The 18,293-nt window shown below is 43.7% G+C and carries 19 protein-coding genes; 6 read left to right on the top strand and 13 right to left on the bottom strand.

Features of this window, described 5'->3' with window-relative positions; translation table 11 throughout:
• Nucleotides 1-128 precede the first annotated feature (128 nt).
• Entirely contained in the window at nt 129-1,967 is a 1,839-nt protein-coding gene (typA, locus tag EP58_RS04480; protein ID WP_036090610.1) for a translational GTPase TypA, read from the bottom strand.
• Nucleotides 1,968-2,245: 278 nt separating this feature from the next.
• On the bottom strand, nt 2,246-3,022 hold the full coding sequence (locus tag EP58_RS04475; RefSeq protein WP_036090608.1) for an inositol monophosphatase family protein: 777 nt from the start codon (nt 3,020-3,022) through the stop codon (nt 2,246-2,248).
• Nucleotides 3,023-3,155: 133 nt separating this feature from the next.
• On the opposite strand from EP58_RS04475, the gene EP58_RS04470 reads away from it, so the two are divergent.
• The 3 genes from EP58_RS04470 (at nt 3,156) to EP58_RS16900 (ending at nt 5,822) form a co-directional block, all read left to right on the top strand.
• Nucleotides 3,156-3,773 (top strand): YktB family protein, encoded by a 618-nt coding sequence (locus tag EP58_RS04470; protein WP_036090606.1) that lies wholly within the window; start codon nt 3,156-3,158, stop codon nt 3,771-3,773.
• A gap of 198 nt (nt 3,774-3,971) precedes the next feature.
• Entirely contained in the window at nt 3,972-4,916 is a 945-nt protein-coding gene (locus EP58_RS04465; protein ID WP_036070040.1) for a magnesium transporter CorA family protein, read from the top strand.
• Between the two features lie 78 nt (nt 4,917-4,994).
• Nucleotides 4,995-5,822: a hypothetical protein gene (locus EP58_RS16900; protein ID WP_052165079.1), complete on the top strand. Its 828-nt coding sequence runs from the start codon at nt 4,995-4,997 to the stop codon at nt 5,820-5,822.
• Nucleotides 5,823-5,863: 41 nt separating this feature from the next.
• Here the strand turns inward: EP58_RS16900 and EP58_RS04455 are convergent, their stop codons facing one another.
• The 9 genes from EP58_RS04455 to pdhA form a co-directional block, all read right to left on the bottom strand.
• Nucleotides 5,864-6,397: a DsbA family protein gene (locus EP58_RS04455; RefSeq protein ID WP_036090604.1), complete on the bottom strand. Its 534-nt coding sequence runs from the start codon at nt 6,395-6,397 to the stop codon at nt 5,864-5,866.
• 15 nt (nt 6,398-6,412) lie between these two features.
• The gene (locus EP58_RS04450) at nt 6,413-6,685 is read right to left on the bottom strand and encodes a UPF0223 family protein (RefSeq protein WP_036090601.1); all 273 of its coding nucleotides are present in this window, start codon (nt 6,683-6,685) and stop codon (nt 6,413-6,415) included.
• On the bottom strand, nt 6,675-7,625 hold the full coding sequence (locus EP58_RS04445; protein WP_052165078.1) for a Rossmann-fold NAD(P)-binding domain-containing protein: 951 nt from the start codon (nt 7,623-7,625) through the stop codon (nt 6,675-6,677). Before EP58_RS04445 ends, EP58_RS04450 begins: the two co-directional genes overlap by 11 nt.
• Nucleotides 7,626-7,747: 122 nt before the next feature.
• Nucleotides 7,748-8,062: a hypothetical protein gene (locus EP58_RS04440; RefSeq protein WP_036090598.1), complete on the bottom strand. Its 315-nt coding sequence runs from the start codon at nt 8,060-8,062 to the stop codon at nt 7,748-7,750.
• 88 nt (nt 8,063-8,150) lie between these two features.
• Nucleotides 8,151-8,471, bottom strand: a complete 321-nt coding sequence (locus EP58_RS04435) for a hypothetical protein (RefSeq protein ID WP_052165077.1) — start codon at nt 8,469-8,471, stop codon at nt 8,151-8,153.
• Between the two features lie 271 nt (nt 8,472-8,742).
• Nucleotides 8,743-10,146: a dihydrolipoyl dehydrogenase gene (lpdA, locus tag EP58_RS04430; RefSeq protein ID WP_036090596.1), complete on the bottom strand. Its 1,404-nt coding sequence runs from the start codon at nt 10,144-10,146 to the stop codon at nt 8,743-8,745.
• Between the two features lie 4 nt (nt 10,147-10,150).
• A complete protein-coding gene (locus EP58_RS04425; RefSeq protein ID WP_036090593.1) occupies nt 10,151-11,785 on the bottom strand; it encodes a dihydrolipoyllysine-residue acetyltransferase in 1,635 nt (544 codons plus the stop codon).
• Nucleotides 11,786-11,882: 97 nt separating this feature from the next.
• Nucleotides 11,883-12,860: an alpha-ketoacid dehydrogenase subunit beta gene (locus EP58_RS04420; RefSeq protein ID WP_036090592.1), complete on the bottom strand. Its 978-nt coding sequence runs from the start codon at nt 12,858-12,860 to the stop codon at nt 11,883-11,885.
• 2 nt (nt 12,861-12,862) lie between these two features.
• Complete coding sequence (gene pdhA, locus EP58_RS04415; protein WP_036090589.1) at nt 12,863-13,978, bottom strand: pyruvate dehydrogenase (acetyl-transferring) E1 component subunit alpha; 1,116 nt, start codon at nt 13,976-13,978, stop codon at nt 12,863-12,865.
• A gap of 808 nt (nt 13,979-14,786) precedes the next feature.
• Between pdhA and def the strand changes: the two genes are divergently transcribed.
• The 3 genes from def to EP58_RS04400 all read left to right on the top strand — a co-directional run bounded on the left by def (nt 14,787) and on the right by EP58_RS04400 (nt 16,998).
• The gene (def, locus tag EP58_RS04410) at nt 14,787-15,338 is read left to right on the top strand and encodes a peptide deformylase (protein ID WP_036090586.1); all 552 of its coding nucleotides are present in this window, start codon (nt 14,787-14,789) and stop codon (nt 15,336-15,338) included.
• Between the two features lie 165 nt (nt 15,339-15,503).
• The gene (locus EP58_RS04405; RefSeq protein WP_036090583.1) at nt 15,504-16,499 is read left to right on the top strand and encodes a ThiF family adenylyltransferase; all 996 of its coding nucleotides are present in this window, start codon (nt 15,504-15,506) and stop codon (nt 16,497-16,499) included.
• Nucleotides 16,500-16,512: 13 nt separating this feature from the next.
• On the top strand, nt 16,513-16,998 hold the full coding sequence (locus EP58_RS04400; RefSeq protein ID WP_036090580.1) for a MogA/MoaB family molybdenum cofactor biosynthesis protein: 486 nt from the start codon (nt 16,513-16,515) through the stop codon (nt 16,996-16,998).
• Nucleotides 16,999-17,043: 45 nt separating this feature from the next.
• Here EP58_RS04400 and EP58_RS04395 read toward each other — a convergent pair whose 3' ends face one another.
• Both EP58_RS04395 and EP58_RS04390 read right to left on the bottom strand, forming a co-directional pair.
• Nucleotides 17,044-17,607, bottom strand: a complete 564-nt coding sequence (locus EP58_RS04395) for an LOG family protein (protein ID WP_167333277.1) — start codon at nt 17,605-17,607, stop codon at nt 17,044-17,046.
• 16 nt (nt 17,608-17,623) lie between these two features.
• On the bottom strand, nt 17,624-18,184 hold the full coding sequence (locus EP58_RS04390) for an NADPH-dependent FMN reductase (protein WP_036090578.1): 561 nt from the start codon (nt 18,182-18,184) through the stop codon (nt 17,624-17,626).
• Nucleotides 18,185-18,293 lie beyond the last annotated feature (109 nt).

The raw sequence follows: 18,293 nt of genomic DNA, 5'->3' as shown, positions 1-18,293 counted from the left end.
CACGTCTTTCCATACGTTAACTATACCAAAAAAATAGAGATATTACAATCATGTTACAAAAATAATTAAGTATGTGAAATTTTCAGCAACTAAAAAAAGCCGCCCGATTAAGGACAGCTTTCTAAAAGTTATTCAGATACTTTCGTACGTTTTGCAGCCTTTTCGCGTTCGTTTTTGTTCAAGATTTTCTTACGCAAACGAATACTTTCTGGCGTTACTTCACAATACTCGTCATCATTTAGGAATTCTAATGATTCTTCAAGCGTTAATGTACGAGGTTTTTTGATAACGTTGGTTTGGTCTTTATTTGCAGAACGAATATTTGTCATTTGTTTCGCTTTTACGATGTTGACAGCGATATCGCCTTCACGGTTATTCTCACCGACGATCATGCCTTCGTAAATGTCCGTACCTGGTTCAACAAAGATGGTACCGCGATCTTCTACTTGCATTGTTCCGTAAGTAGTTGATTTACCAGTTTCCATCGATACAAGAACACCACGGCTACGTCCACCGACACGACCTTTTTGCATTGGTTGGTAAGAATCGAATGTGTGGTTTAGGATACCGTAACCACGAGTCATCGATAGGAATTCCGTAGTGTAACCGATAAGTCCACGTGATGGTACTAGGAAAATCAAGCGAACTTGTCCTGAACCGTCATTGACCATATCAGCCATTTCACCTTTACGTAAACCGATAGATTCCATGATGCTACCAACATATTCTTCCGGCGTATCAATTTGTACGCGTTCCATTGGCTCACATTTCACGCCATCGATTTCACGGATGATAACTTCTGGTTTAGATACTTGTAATTCGTAACCTTGACGACGCATGTTTTCGATTAATATCGATAGATGCAACTCACCACGGCCAGATACAACCCAAGCGTCAGGTGAAGAAGTTGGATCAATACGTAAACTTACATCTGTTTGTAACTCAGAAAGTAAACGTTCTTCAATTTTACGGCTTGTTACGTGCTTACCTTCACGACCAGCAAACGGACTGTTGTTCGTTACGAAAGTCATTTGCAAAGTAGGCTCGTCAATACGTAGAATCGGCAAAGCTTCTTGGTGATCATCTGGTGTTACGGTTTCCCCAACGAAGATATCTTCCATTCCGGAAACGGCAACAAGATCGCCGGCTTTTGCTTGTGTAATTTCTACGCGTTTAAGTCCTAAGAAACCGAACATTTTCGTTACACGGAATTTCTTCACGGAACCGTCTAATTTCATCAAGGCAACCGATTGACCAACTTCCATTGTTCCGCGGAAAATACGGCCGATACCGATACGACCAACGTAGTCATTGTAATCCAGTAGTGATACTTGGAATTGCAAAGGCTCGTCGCTGTTATCTACAGGCGCTGGTACGTTGTTGATGATTAGATCAAAAATCGGATCCATTGTTTCTTCTTGGTCTTCTACGTTATCGCTTAATGAGCTTGTTCCGTTAACTGCCGCAGCGTATACAACTGGGAATTCCAATTGATCTTCGTCCGCACCAAGTTCGATGAATAATTCTAAAACTTCATCTACAACTTCTGCTGGACGCGCAGATGGGCGGTCAATTTTGTTTACAACAACAAGTGGTGTTAAATGTTGCTCTAGTGCTTTTTTCAATACGAAACGCGTTTGTGGCATAGTACCTTCATACGCATCAACGACTAAGACAACACCGTCAACCATTTTCATAATACGTTCTACTTCCCCACCGAAATCGGCATGTCCAGGAGTATCTAAAATATTGATATGCACACCGTTATGATTGATGGCAGTATTTTTTGCTAAAATGGTAATACCACGTTCTTTTTCAATGGCATTGCTATCCATCGCACGCTCAGCTACTTGCTCATGATCGTTGAAAGTTCCTGATTGACGCAAAAGTTGGTCCACCAATGTAGTTTTACCATGGTCAACGTGGGCAATAATGGCTACGTTACGAATATCTTCTCTTAATTTCAAAATGTTTCCTCCTAATATTAAATTACCTTCTCACAGCTGGCGTCATAGTGCTCGCTCAGCTACTCAAAAATGGCCTAACTAAAGTCAAGCGCTCTTCATATATGGTAATACGACTTAGCTACCAGAGCCAAAAGAAAGAGGAAAATTGGCTTATTTTCCCCGTTTCTGGATCGTTTAGTTTTAATCAACTTTCCAATTATAGCACATTTACTCTGGTTTAGCACGATTTTTATTCCATAAAATGAAATTTAACTGGGAGCGTGACGCGTTCTCTTTTTTTAACGACTGTAGTCACGCAAAATTTCGGCATGAACACCAGGGCTCGCAACGAATGAATCGCCTTTTTCAGTGATTACCATCTCGGAACCGTCCACACGTGTCACGATCGCGCCCACTTCTTCGGCAATAATTTTTCCAGCGCCGATGTCCCAAGGTGACAGGTTCGCACTCACGTAAGCGTCTGCGCGACCTGTTGCCACCGCCATGTACTCAAGCGTCGCAGCACCGTATAAACGCAGTCCACGAGCGGCTTGAATGACTGGAAGCATGTGTGGAAATTTGCGAACTGACGCCGTATTGATAATCACGAGCGAGTCTTCCAGTTTGTTGCTTTTCGCAAGTTTTGGAATCGCCACATCATTCACGAAGGCACCTTCTCCGCGCTTGGCGAAGTAAAATTCACCGCCGACGATATCGTAAATATACGCCAGTTCGCCGACGCCTTCTTGGTAAATGCCGAGCGAAATCGCAAAATTCCGTTTCTGTTCGACGAAATTCACCGTGCCATCAATCGGGTCAAGCACCCAAACAACGCCCTCTAAACTGGTGATTTCTTCGCCGTACCCTTCTTCGCCAAGCAAGCGATGTTCCGGGAAATGAGCCGCAATTTTCTCCGCAAAATAATGTTCCGTTGCTTTATCGACATTCGTCACCAAATCATTGCGATCCGATTTCGCTTCGACTTCAATATTGGACTGTTCAAGCGCCATAAAAATCCGATTTCCCGCTTCCTCCAACCATTCCCGCGCTAGTTGATCAATTTTCTCCAGTACCATCTTCGCACCACTCCTTCGTTTTGTTTCTTATTTTTCCTAGCTTATCATAATTTCAAGCTAAATACAGCCTCTACGACTCGTTTTTACGTTATAATGAAAGAAGCGCCTATTTTTACGAAAGCGAGGAATCTTAATGACTTTTACAAAAAATGATTTTAAAACCATGCAAACGCCGGGACTCGAGGACCGGATGGAAGCTATTCAAACGCAGATTCAGCCTAAATTTCGCGAAATCGGCGAAGGTCTTGCTACTTATTTGAGTGCCAAAACGGGAACCGAGATGTTTCTGCATATTGCGCGTCACGCCCGCCGTTCGGTGAATCCGCCTGACAGTACATGGCTTGCAGTCGCGAACAATAAACGTGGCTACAAAAAACATCCGCATTTCCAAGTTGGGATTTGGGATGAATACGTCTTTATTTGGCTTGCTTTTATCTATGAAACGGAGAACCGCCAAATCGTCGTGCATAATTTCCTAGAAAATCTGGATCAGCTGAAAAACTTGCCCGCGAACTTTTCGATTTCACCAGATCATACGGAAAAACCAACAAGCCTTATCCAAAATACGGATTTGACCAAGGTTCTGGAACGGTTCCGCGATGTGAAGAAGGGCGAATTTATGGTTGGCCGTATTTTCAAACCTGGCGATGAGGCCTTGAAAAATGATGCGGCGTTTACAAAAGAACTCGAAAAAACGGTGGACTTGTTGCTACCGCTTTACGATATGAGTTTTGACATGCAAGAAATTTAGAAGATAGGATGTACAAAACGGCTAAATCTCTGTATAATGATGAAGTTGTGATTATTTGAGGAAAAGGAGTTGAGCACCATGAAAACGAGTATCGCGCCGAGCGAACCAGATCCAAACCCGAGGTCATACAAGGATTCGAGTCATGGCTTGCAACAGCACTCCATGTGGCCGAATCCTTAGAAAAGGAGGAATACGCCTATGCATCAAATTTTCAAATCGAATGAAGCTGGTAAATTAGAAGAATTAGAGAAACCAGAACGCAATTGTTGGATTAACATCGTGGCGCCGTCATCGGAAGAAATCAATCAGATTGCCGATCAGTACGGGATTCCGCTTGAGTTTCTCGAAGATCCACTGGATAAAGATGAAAGTGCGCGGATTGAGCGGGATGACGATACCGAAGCCGTCCTGATTATTTGTGACTTTCCGATTGTGGATGAGGACGATATTCATTACGCGTCTTTTGAAACGATTCCGCTTGGGATGATTATGACGAAGGATTATTTTATCACGATTTGCACGATTGACTCGTCGATTATTCAGTCCTTCATTAAAAATCGGATAAAGGGCTTTTTTACGCACATGAAAACGCGCTTTGCCTTACAAATATTGTATATGATTTCGACGCAATTTCTCCGTCACTTGAAGCGAATGAGTCGCCAAACAGATGATATCGAGAAAGAACTGCATGAGTCGATGAAAAACAAGCAACTTTACGATTTAATGGGGATTGAGAAAAGTTTGGTTTACTTCCTGACCGCCCTCAAATCGAACAAACTGGTGCTCGACAAAATGATGCGCCAACATATCGTGAAGATGTACGAGGAAGACCAAGATTTACTGGAAGACGTTATCATTGAAAACCGGCAAGGGATTGAGATGGCTGAAGTTCACTCGAATATTTTGAGTGGGATGATGGATGCCTATGCGTCGATTATTTCCAATAACATGAATATCGTGATGAAATTTCTGACCTCGTTTACAATCATTTTAACGATTCCGACGATGGTGTTTAGTTTTTATGGGATGAACGTCGATTTACCGCTTTCTCAAGCGCCATTGGCATGGATTTTAGTCATCTGTATTTCGTTTGGCATCGCAGGGATACTCGGATTCGTCTTTTGGAAACGGAAATTTTTCTAAATCTAAACCACTTTCTGCTACGGAAGGTGGTTTTCTTATGTCAAAATCGGGAAAACCCTTAGCAAAGAGGTGAAAGTAATGAATGCTAAATTTATGGTTATTCCAGTCGTTTTTAGTGCGCTGGTTCTTGCAAGTTGTGGCGGTTCTTACTCCTCAGATAGTTCGGGTGGCTCTAATTCCTACGGTAGTAGCAACAATAACTACGGCAAAACCACCGATGATATGCGCAAAAATGACATGAGCGGTAGTACAAAAACGCCAACACTCACGCAAAAAGATGTTTTGGCAACGGTACAATCGAAACTTAACTCCGACGTCGTGGTGAGGCTTCCAAAAGCAATTCCACTCTCCTCCGACAAGCACTACCTCAGTGCGAAAACAAGCGATTCATCGGATGCCTATCAAGTCATTTTTTACGAAACGAAGGCTCCTATTTCGGTGAATAGTTCTGACTTGAAAGACACGTCGAAAGCAACGCAGATTGCCACGGTTTCTGGGAAAATGTATGCGACAGAAGAAGCGGCAGCCAATGCCACGGGTCACATGAATGATGTCAATACAGGCATAAACGGCGTGGATCTCGGTTCTGGCATTACTGGGTATTCTGACGCTGGTGCCGGCTCTACTTTTCTCAATTGGGCGGAAGGTCGTTGGAGCATGAGCGTTCGCAACACCACGAGCGCAGATCCGCAAGATTCGATTGACCTCGCTAAAAAAGTCGTCGCCGTGCTTGAAAAAGAAACGCTCCCCGCTCCACATCAAGTTGGTGGCATGCAGCTTGAAGTCGCTCCAAACAAAGCAAAAGGCAATATCATCAGCTGGCAAGACGGAAAAACAGATTATATGGTCAGTGATTTCAATGATCCGCTAGACGGTGTGCACATCGCAACAAGTTTTACCGAATAAAAATAAGCGACGACTCCAAATCCTAAAGTCGCCGCTTATTTTTATTCTTTCCCTGCTTCTTCTAAAATCAGTTTTTCCAACTCTTCTGGTGAAATATGTTCGTCAAAAATATGTTCTCCGATAATCACGGTTGGTACCAGGCGGATGTTCGCAACATTTGCTTCTGCTATGATTTTCTCCGCTTGTTCTTCGTTATCTTGCTTAGAAAGGCCTAGCTCGTCTTCTGCAAAATTCGCAACTTCTTCGTGCGTTAAGGAGCCCCAAAGATCTTGTCTCGCGTATACTTCGTCTAAAACTTCTAGTGTTTGCTCCGGCGCTGCGTAATCTAGATAGTGGTGGATAATATTCCCGCGTTGCAACGATTCCTTCTCCTTATCAAACGGCTTCACAATCAGTTCAATGCGACCTGATTCCAAATAGCGACTGATCACATCACGCGATTTTTCATGCCATTCGCGACAGAACGGACAACGCACATTTACAAACGAAATCACTTTCACCGGCGCGTCACTTTTCCCAATATGAATCCCTGCTTCTGTTCCTACATTACTTGCAATAATTTCACTAATATCCATCTTAATAATTCCTCCTTATGGTTGCATTTTGATTTTGCTTGTCGTCGCATTTTTTACAAGTTGCATGACGCGATAGGCGGAATATCCGCTCGCCTTTTCGAACTCTTTGCCTAGGCTTTTTTCTTCGCCAATTGAGCGTACGACTTGCTTAAAATCACTATATTTTGCTTTTATTTCCGACGCGTCGATGCCAACTTCATAGGCTTTCTCAACGGCTTGATAAAAGTTAATAACGGTGGCCATTTCTTCTTTGGACCAATCTAAATTTAGCGGGTAACTATACTCCACGTTTCGTCCCTCCTTCATTTGGCAACCCTGCTTGTACAGCTTCTTCTAGTGCTTTGACAACGGTTGCCAGCTGTTTTTGCTCGGAATCCGAAAGTGTTAATGGAACGGTCGTTTTCACACCGGAGGCTCCGATGACTGCTGGGATACTGATAAAACCAGATGCCATCCCGAATTTATCTTGCACATAGACTCCCACAGTCAAAATCATTCGTTCATCTTCCAGAATAATGCGCGTCAGCTCTACCAATGCGAGCGCGATGCTGTAGTCAAATAACCGATTCTCTGCTAATGGCTCGCTAGGCAGTTCCTGCATCTGCGTCACGATGGGCTGCAACTTCTCGAACGAATAGCGTTCTGGATCGTCCATCATATAACTCAAAATCGGACGGCCACCAATGTAGGCGCGACTCCAGGCCGGGACACCGTTTGCGAGGGTGCTTCCAATCATATACGCATGGACATTTTTCGCGTTGACCTGAAAATGGCGTCCCAATTCCCATTGCAGAAAAGCCGTATCGAGCATCGTTCCAAGCGCAATAATTTTTTCAGCGGCAAGGCCTGAGAACTTCATAATCCAAAGCGCGACCACTTCACTCTGCGGCGTCGCGATCACACAAATCCCATGAAATCCCGTCTCCATCCACTGATTCACAAATCGGCGAACGACCGCCGAAGCTTGTTGCATATTCTCTGTATCCACAAATGGGTCCTGCGTAAAAACAATCACCGCCACGTTCCGGCATTCCGCCATACCACCCGAAGCGAGCGCCGTTTTAGGTCTGAAATAAGCGCTGTATCCAATATCTTTCAAGACCTGCGCCTTCTTATCCCCAATCAGACAAACCTCCACATTTAGTTGCTGGTTCATCAATGCAAAAGCATAGCTGGTGCTTATCTTATTGTTCCCGATAATCGCAATTTTTTTCTGATCTATCGCCAAACCCGCATCACACTCCCTCTTTCCATGTATCCTCCTCATTTTATCATGAAAGCCGTAGCGATTAAAATATTGTGATTTAAAAAAAGCATCGATTCTATCACGCGCAGAATCAATGCTCCTAACTATTCCTCTTCGTTTTCTAAAGCGATGCGCCGATTTTTCCGTATATAGTGTGTGGCGATACAGAAAAACGTTGGTAACACATAGCTCACAATGCATAACAAGATGACTTCCAGCACTGATTTCTGGATTGTTCCGCTCGTCAGTTTGATAAAACCGGTAATCGGTGTTTCTAAGATTTGTATCACGGATTTCATGCCACCTGTATCGTGCATATGATGGAAAAATCCGATTCCAAAAGCAATAATCGTCAGTACAAAACAAATCCCTGATATCACATACGCTAACCAAAACAACGCGCGTTTCCATGTCCCCATTTTTTCACCTAATTCTTCTCGTATTTTGTGTGTCTATTCTTGTCCTATTCTACTCCTTTTGCTATGTAAAATCACACAAAAACAACTTTTAGTGAAGAAAGCGGCTGTTTTCGTGCGTTTCGAGATAATCTTTTTTCAGGAAATGCGTCGCAACACAGAAAAAGGCTGGCATCAAATAGCTAATGATAATCGCTAGAAACGTCGACCAGATTGGGTTTGTTAAGTGAATGGCAAAGATGGCAGGATCGGTGACTGGACTTGCTAAAATCCGCAGAACCGCTCGCCAGCTATCAGTTTCATGCATGTGAAGAATAAAGCCGTGCACAATATTAACCACAAAACCGAGAAAGAAAATCGCTGAGAAACCATAAACAATACCGAAAATAATTTTTTCAACCTGCTTTTTCATTTTTACACCTGGATTCTTTAATTTTATATCTTTATCATACTACTTTGATACCAAATTCACAATAAATAACCTATTAAGCAAAAGAACGCCAAACCCTTCCATTGGGTAAGACGTACATTCAGCTTACAACAAATCGAGCGAAAGCGTTTGTAGTCAGGAGATTCAGTGGAAGCCGGAAGCGGAGCGTACGACTGTACGTGAGAACCGGAAGTCCGCTGAATCTCCTGAGTGCGAACGCTTGTCGCCGATTTATCAGGAATATATAACTATTTTACATGTGTATTGGGCGGCCTAACGCCAACTCTGCTGCTTCCATTGTCAACTCGCCTAATGATGGGTGAGCGTGAATAGTAAGCGCGATGTCTTCTGCTGTTACGCCTGTTTCGATTGCAAGTCCGATTTCAGAAATGATATCGGATGCGTTCATTCCAGCAACTTGAGCGCCAAGGATAAGTCCGTCTTCTTTGCGTGTTACGAGACGTACAAAACCTTCTGGAGCGTCAAGAGATAGGGCACGACCGTTACCGCCGAATGGGAATTTAGCAGCTTTTACGTCGAAGCCTTTTTCTTTTGCTTCTTTTTCTGTCAAACCAACTGTCGCTAGTTCTGGATCACTGAAAACAACTGCTGGTAAGGCTGTGTAGTCATTTTCAGATGCTTCGCCAGCGATTGCTTCAGCGGCAACTTTTGCTTCGTAGCTTGCTTTGTGGGCAAGTGGAACACCTGGAACGATGTCGCCGATAGCATAGACGTTAGAAATATTTGTGCGACCTTGTTTGTCTACTTCGATCAAACCGCGTTCGCTTAGTTTAACGCCTAGTTGTTCTAAGCCGATATCGTCTGTATTTGGACGACGACCTACTGTTACTAATACATAATCTGCTTCCACGGTTTTTGTTTCGCCGTCAGCTTCGTATGTTACTTTTACGCCGTTTTCTGTTTCTTCGGCAGATTTCGCCAAAGCTTTTGTTACGATTTCCACGCCTTTACCTTTAAGGTTGCGTTTGACAAGGGAAATCATATCTTTTTCGTACGTTGGCAAAATTTCTGGTCCGCCTTCTAGGATTGTTAGCTCTGTTCCAAGGTTAGCGAATGCGCCACCAAGTTCCGTACCGATGTAACCACCGCCGATTACGACAAGTTTTTTCGGTACTTCTGTAAGAGCTAGCGCGCCTGTTGAGCTAAGGACACGTTTGCCGAATTTGAATCCTGGAATCTCGATTGGACGAGATCCAGTCGCGATAATCACGTTGTTGAATGTGTAAGTCTGCGCTGATTCAGGGTGGATAACACGTAGGGAGTGCTCATCAACGAAGAAAGCTTCTCCTTCTAGCATTTCCACTTTATTCTTTTTAAGCAAGCCTTTTACGCCTGTTGTTAATTTGCTAACGACAGAACCTTTCCATTCTTGCGCTTTTGTAAAGTCTAGGTTCACACCATCCGTTGTGATACCCATGTTATCGGAATGTTTCGCTTCAGCAAATCGGTGACCAACTGTGATCAAGGCTTTGGAAGGGATACAACCAACATTTAAGCAAACGCCGCCGTAATGTTCTTTCTCGATAATTGTTACTTTTTGTCCTAATTGTGCTGCGCGAATTGCCGCAACGTATCCGCCGGGTCCTGCACCAATGACGATGGTGTCTCTTTCTTCTGGAAAATCGCCTACTACCATTTTTTTACGCCTCCATTAGTAAAAGTTCTGGGTCATTTAATAACCGCTTGATATTGTTCATAGCTTTTTGAGCTGTTGCGCCGTCGATTACGCGGTGGTCGAAGCTTAGCGATAGAGCAAGTACTGGTGCTGCTACGATTTCACCATCTTTAACGATTGCTTTTTCTGCGATACGACCTACGCCTAAAATGGCAACCTCAGGGTAGTTGATAACTGGTGTGAACCATTGTCCACCAGCTGATCCGATATTAGAGATAGTAGAAGAACCGTGACGCATTTCTTCGCCAGTCAATTTACCGTCGCGTGCTTTTGTAGCTAATTCGTTAATTTCGTTTGAGATTGCAAAAATCGATTTTTTGTCAGCGTCTTTGATAACTGGTACGTAAAGACCGTGATCTGTATCTGCTGCAATACCGATATTGAAATAATGTTTGTAAACTAGTTCATCTGTTGCGTCGTCAAGCGTCGTGTTGAGCACTGGGAACTCACGCAATGTGTTTACTAGTGCTTTTACCATGTATGGTAGGAAAGTAAGCTTGATTCCTTTTTCAGCTGCTACGTCTTTGAAACGTTTACGGTGAACCATCAAAGCAGAAACTTCGATTTCGTCCATCAACGTTACGTGTGGCGCAGTGTGTTTCGAGTTAACCATTGCTTTCGCGATAGCTTTACGTGTTGGCGTTAATTTCTCGCGTGATTCTGGGTATGTTCCACCGCTAACAACTGGTGCTGCTTTTGCTGCTGGTTTCGCCGCTGTAGTTTCTTGTGATGCCGCTGCTGGTGCTGCTTCACTTGTTGCTACTGCTGCCGTGTCGCCATTTAGGAATGCGTCAACGTCTACGCTAAGAACGCGGTTGTTTTTGCCTGATCCTGCAACTTGACGGATGTCTACGCCTTTTTCACGTGCATATTTACGTACAGATGGCATCGCGATAACTAGACCGTTTGGATCTTTTTGCGATGATGGTGTACCGTTTCCACCTGATACTGGAGCTTGTGCTGCGTTATTGTTTGCAAGTTTCGCAGTGTCGGCTGGAGATTCTGGAGTAGAAGAGTGATCTGCTGTTGTTTCGCCTTCAAAGTCGCCTTCGAATGTGATTAACACTTGACCAACTGTTGCTACTACGCCTTCACCAACTAAAATGTCTTTTACAGTGCCTGCGACAGGAGATGTAATTTCTTCGACAGATTTGTCATTTTGTACTTCAAAAATAGTCGCGTCTTCCTCGATTTGATCGCCTGGTTTAACGAACCATTTCACGATTTCGCCTTCATGAATTCCTTCACCAATGTCTGGTAATTTGAATTCGTAAATGCCTTTTCCGCCTGCTGGAGCTGGAGTTGCTGCGGGTGTAGATGCAGGTGCTGCTGGCGCTTCTTCTGCGTCATTTTCGTGACCTTCTACGCCGTCAAACGTGATAAGAACTTGACCAACTGTTGCTACTACGCCTTCACCGACAAGAATTTCTTTTACAGTTCCTGTTACAGGAGATGTAATTTCTTCAACGGATTTGTCATTTTGTACTTCAAAAAGGGACGCGTCTTCTTCGATCTTGTCGCCTGGTTTCACGAACCATTTGACGATTTCTCCTTCATGTATACCTTCACCAATGTCCGGTAATTTAAATGAATATGCCATTTTTTAAAAGCCTCCTGAATTAGTTTATAAAAAGACGTTTTCCGAGTTTATCCAAATTTCATGATAAACTCGAAAACACGCTGATTTTCTTCGTTTCTTAGAAAGCAAGTACTTCCTTCACACGCTCAACAATATCGTTATGGTTTGGTAACCAAACTGTTTCTGCTTGTGCGAACGGGAATACGCTGTCTGGCGCTGTAACACGCATCACTGGTGCTTCTAACGAAAGGATAGCGCGGTCGTTGATTTCAGCGATAACGTTAGCAGCGATTCCTGCTTGTTTTTGCGCTTCTTGAACGACTACTACGCGGTTTGTTTTCTTAACGGAAGCGATGATTGTGTCTACATCCAACGGGCTGATTGTACGAAGGTCGATAACTTCAACAGATACGCCTTCTTTTTCTAGTTCTTCTGCTGCTTTCACAGATTCTTGAACCATTGCACCGTATGTGATAACAGAAACGTCTGTACCTTCACGACGAACGGCAGCTTTACCGATTTCAATTGTGTACTCGCCTTCTGGTACTTCTTGACGGAATGAGCGGTATAATTTCATGTGCTCTAAGAAAATAACTGGATCATTATCGCGGATTGCCGAGATCAAAAGACCTTTTGCATCGTATGGTGTTGACGGGATAACCACTTTTAGACCTGGTGATTGTGCCATTAGGCCTTCCAAGTTATCTGCGTGAAGTTCAGGCGTATGAACCCCACCACCGAATGGCGCGCGAATCGTGATTGGAGCAGTACGTGTGCCACCAGTACGGTAACGCATACGTGCCATTTGACCAGCAACAGAATCCATTACTTCAAAAACGAAACCGAAGAATTGAATTTCAGGAACTGGACGGAAGCCTTCTAGTGCAAGACCGATAGCAAGACCACCGATACCTGATTCTGCAAGTGGCGTATCGAATACACGATCTTCGCCAAACTCTTCTTGAAGACCTTCTGTAGCACGGAAAACCCCGCCGTTATTACCTACATCTTCACCAAAAACGAGGACGTTCTCGTCATTTCTTAGTTCTACTGCAAGCGCATCTGTAATCGCTTGAATCATTGTTTTTTGCGCCATGATTATTTCGACTCCTTCGCTTCAAAAATTGCCAGTTGCTCTTTGATTGGAGCAGTTGGTGTTTCGTACATATTTTTAAGAAGATCTGATACTTTTTGTTTCGGTGTAGCGTCAGCTTCTTTAATCGATGTTTTGATTTCTTCTTTTGCTTGTTCAATGATTTCGTTTTCTTTTGCTTCGTTCCAAAGTCCTTTCGCTTCTAGGAAAGTACGGAAACGCACGATTGGATCTTTCAATTCCCATTCGCCATCGAGTTCTTTCGTACGGTAACGTGTTGGATCATCACCTGAAAGTGTATGTGGACCGTAACGGTAAGTCATTGTTTCGATTAGCGTTGGGCCGTCGCCTGCAACTGCACGATCACGCGCAAATTTTGTAACAGCGTATACTGCTAGTGGATCCATGCCGTCTACTTGAACGCCTGGAATACCAGCTGCAACTGCTTTTTGAGCTAGTGTTACGGCAGCCGATTGTTTTTCGCGTGGTGTCGAGATTGCGAACATGTTATTTTGTACAACGAAGATTGCTGGAGCTTTGTAGGCACCCGCGAAGTTCATACCTTCGTAGAAATCACCTTGTGAAGATCCGCCGTCACCTGTATATGTGATGACAACTGCATCTTTTTTACGTTTCTTAAGTCCTAAAGCAACGCCGGCAGCTTGAACGATTTGTGCACCGATGATGATTTGTGGAGATAGAACGTTTAAGTCATCTGCGAATTGGTTTCCGACAAAATGTCCACGTGAGAATAGGAATGCTTTCGTAAGTGGAAGACCATGCCAAATCATTTGTGGTACATCACGGTAACCAGGAAGCACGTAATCCGCTTTCGTTAACGCGTAGTGACTTGCAAGTTGTGAAGCTTCTTGTCCAGCTGTCGGTGCGTAAAAACCTAGGCGACCTTGACGGTTCAAAGAAATCGAACGTTGATCAAGAACACGTGTCCAAACCATGCGTGTCATTAATTCTACTAATTGCTCGTCTGTTAAGTCGGGCATCAAGTCAGGATTAACAACCTCTCCTTTTTCATTTAAAATTTGGACCAATTCAAATTGATCGGCAACAGCTTGAAACTGTGCTTGTACATCTACTACAGTCTTCTTTGTTTTAGAAGCCATCGTGTAATCTCTTCCCTTCTGGTTTGAAATATTTTTAAGAATTGAATGCGCAAACATTAGTTATTCTTTCCACTACGTATAATGTAGCAAAAGTTCCGCTTGTCAGGCAAGCAATACAATGCATGGTTCGCTTCTCAATTTTCCTAACTGGATTCGTGTATTAGTCGGCTAGTTTCAAAAATAGTTCGCAGTGACGCCTGTCCACCTTCTGCCTATTCCCAATCTGGTAGGACTGAAAACATGGTTTTGGGATGAGTTTGTGAAAAAAGATACGAAATACCTTCACATTCACAAATTCACCTTGCTTCGCGGCAATCGTTTGGATTTCGTCTTTGCTGTTATATTTTTTAAACGCCTTAATATTAATACACCAATCTTCCTCTTTAATTTACACCATCCATCTGCATTCGTCAATAACTTAAGCTCACTTTGTTTTTATTGTGTTACCAAGGTTTTACGTCCCATCATTCGCTTTCAAAAACTGTATTAGGAATTGTGTTTCTCAAACGAAACTGTTATATAATAAAGCAAAGATGGCTTAGGCGTCATCTTTCGAATTTTATTTGAAACGGCTTTCTTTTGTTTGTGAATTCACAAACAATTATATTTGTATAACAGCTCGGCATAGCGAACAATTGGTTGACTTGACTTTTTAACGTTCGTCTTTTTAGTGTCTATATTTTAACATAAAAGTTATTTCATCCCAAGCATTTACCCTTTTGGATAGGAGCTGGAAGTAAAATTCATTTCCAACACGTGCTTTTTTTGGTAAAATGGAGATAAGTTTATTAGAACAGGGGAGAAAATAATGCTTACAATGGATGATATTGTCCGTGAAGGAGATCCTGTTTTGCGCGCTGTCGCAGAGCCGGTCACTTTCCCACTATCGGATGAAGATAAGAAAACTGGTCAAAAGATGTTAGAGTTCCTCATTAATAGTCAAGATCCTGAAATCGCTGAGGAACATGAGTTGCGTGGTGGTGTCGGTATCGCTGCGCCCCAAATTGCTGTTTCCAAGCGTTTGATTGCGATTCATGTGCATGATGATAATGATCGTTTATACAGTTATATTTTGTACAACCCGAAAATTCGTAGTCATTCTGTCGAAAATGCGTGCCTTGGTGGCGGGGAAGGTTGTCTTTCGGTTGATCGTGAGGTTCCTGGTTTCGTTGTGCGTCATGCGCGTGTGACGGTGGAAGCTTTTGATATTAACGGGAAGCCGCTGAAATTGCGTTTGAAGGGATACCCGGCGATTGTCGTGCAACATGAGATTGACCATTTGAACGGGATTATGTTTTATGATCATATCAATAAGGAGAATCCGTCTTATTTACCGCCTGATGTGACTGTTTATGAATAGAACGTAGAAACAATCTGAGCTCTTATTTGCTCGGATTGTTTTTTTGTTATCGCAATTCCTAACGGTTGGACTACATAGAAAAATGTTATCTTGACGTTGGGGATTTTTTAAAGCTTCCTACGCGTTTTTCTGGTAAAATAGAAGAGCAGGAAGAAGGTGTTTCGGATGGAGCGTTATGATCGGCAAATGCGGGTGGCTCAAATTGGAAGGTCAGGGCAGGAGTCGTTGCAGGCGAGCACGGTGCTTATCGTCGGCGTTGGCGCGATTGGTACATATGCAGCAGAGATTGCGGCTCGGATGGGAATTGGCCGGCTTATTTTGGTGGATCGTGATTTCGTGGAGTTATCGAATTTGCAACGGCAAACGTTGTTTACGGAGCAGGATGCGACGCAAAAAGAGGCGAAGGCGTGGGCCGCTGCGAAAGCTTTGCGCGCGATTAATCGGGATATTATGATTGATTTTTTGGTGGATGATGCGAACGGTTCATCGTTGTTGCCTTTTGTGGGAGATATCGATGCGGTTTTGGATTGTACGGATAATTTTGCGACGCGGCGTTTTTTGAATGAATGGTGTTTGGAGCAGCGGGTGCCTTGGATTTTTGCGTCGTGCGCGGGGACTTTTGCGAATCTGATGCCGATTATTCCTGGTGAGACGGCTTGTTTGCATTGCTTGATGGAGAAAATGCCGCTTTTTAATGAGACGAGTTGTGATATTATCGGGGTTCACGGGGCGCTGATTCCGATGCTGGCGGGGCTTCAGGTGTCGCTTTTGACGAAGCTGTTGCTTGGGGAGCGAAGCGCGAACTATTATCAGCTGGATAATTGGGAGATGACGTTTCAAAAATTTGGCGTTTCGCGGAATCCGGATTGTGCGGTTTGTGTTCGTAGAGAGAAGAGCGAGGTGGCTTTTTCGAAACAGCCTGTGCTGCTTTGTGGGCGTGATACGGTTCAGTTTCAGATTGGGACGGCGATTGATTTTAACGCATTTAAGACGGTGCTTGGGAATCAGGATATTTCTTGTAGTGCCAATCGTTTCGTCCTGACTTTTACGTTTCGGGATTATGATTTTACGGTTTTTCAAAATGGGCGTGTCTTGGTGCACGGAACCGATGATTTAATGGTGGCGAAGAAGCAATATCAGCACTTTTTTAATGAAATTTGAGGAGGCGAGAAAAATGGAACAGAAGGAATTTATTCAGGCTCGGGTTGGGATTTTGACGATTAGCGATACGCGGAATTTGGACACGGATAAGAGTGGGCAATTGATTGCGGAGGCGCTTGAAGCCGCTGGACACATTGTGACGCAGCGGATTGTCGTGAAGGATGATGATTTCTTGATCAATGAGGGACTTGCCAAATTGAAGCCGCAATCGGACTGTGTGATTTCGAATGGTGGTACGGGAATTGCTGTGCGTGATGTAACATTTGAGGCTCTGTGGGATCAAGTGGCGCAAGAGATTCCAGGATTCGGCGAGCTGTTTCGGATGTTGAGTTATCAGGAGATTGGCACACGAGCGATGTTGTCTCGGGCTTTTGCTGGATTCACGCTAGATAATGTGTTGCTTTTCGTGATTCCGGGTTCGTCCAACGCTTGCGGACTTGCAATTAACCAGCTTATTATTCCGGAGTTGCCACATTTTTTAGCCGAGCGTCGAAAATAGAAGAAATCCTAGCGGTGTGCGAATCGCTAGGATTTTTTGCGTTATTTAATAGGTCCGAATTGTTGGCGCCGTGTAAGAAGCTATAAACTGGTCGATCTCATCCAGCGATTCTGATATCAAAATTTTATCTCGATCGATTTGCGTCAAAAAGCCCTCTTCCACCATTTGATCGTAAAATCTCCCTAGTAAATCGTAATACCCGTTCACGTTGTATAATATGCATGGATTTGCATGCTCGCCAATCCTTCCCCACGAGATGACCTCCGTTATTTCTTCTAGCGTTCCTGGTCCGCCGGGCATCGCGATATATACGTTTGCCGATGCAATCATTTGCGCTTTTCGTTCGTGCATATTCGCGACTACATGCAGTTCCGTCAGACCCTCATGCGCAATTTCTCTATTTTTCAATGCCTCTGGAATAACGCCTATCACCTCCGCACCATTTGCTAAAACTTGATCGGCGAGCACTCCCATCAGGCCTACTTTTCCGCCACCGTAAACGAGGCCATCGTGTTTTTCTGCAATCCATTTTCCAAGTTCTACGGTCGCTTCTTGATATATTGGGCTGTTCCCCATGTTTGCGCCACAAAATACTGCGATATAATTCAAAATTGGCAACTCCTGTCTATTTGGTTAAAAGATCCGCGAACTCGTTAGATACGGCTTGCAAGGAAGTTTTATAGCGCGCGAAGTCTTTTTCGATGTTTTTAAATTGGCCTGATGCGTCGAACATCTCGTCGGAAATATCGAGCGGTGGGTTGGTCGCCATATTGTACATATGTAACCCTTGCGTAACGAGCTTCATGCTGAGCGTTGCTTGGAAGCCGCCATGCCCGCCGTAACACATGATGCTTACAGGTTTCCCACGCCATTCATCATATAGAAAGTCTAACGCATTTTTTAAAACGGCAGGATATCCCCAGTTGTATTGCGGAAAAATGAGAACGAAGCCGTCATATCCGCTGATCAGTTCACTCCAAGCCTTGGTGTGTTCTTTTTCGTAATTGTGATGCGCCGGAATTTCTGGCTCATCTAAAAATGGCAAATTGATTTCGGCAAGGTCGATAAGGCTCAGATTTAACGCCTCATGTTCCATCTCTTTCATCGCCCATTCTGCAACAGTACGGCAAACTCGTGTTGGCCGATTACTCCCGATAATTAACCCTATATTTGGTTTTGTAGACATTTTCCACGACTCCTTTTATGACTTAAAAGCCCGCATCTCGAAAAGAGACACAGACTTTTTTGCGTTTTGAATTGGGTAAGACGTAAAATCCCGCTTCACACAAATCGAG

Source organism: Paenilisteria newyorkensis (genome assembly GCF_000766145.1).
Lineage (GTDB): Bacteria > Bacillota > Bacilli > Lactobacillales > Listeriaceae > Listeria_A > Listeria_A newyorkensis.
This window is presented reverse-complemented; position numbering and strand designations above follow the sequence as displayed.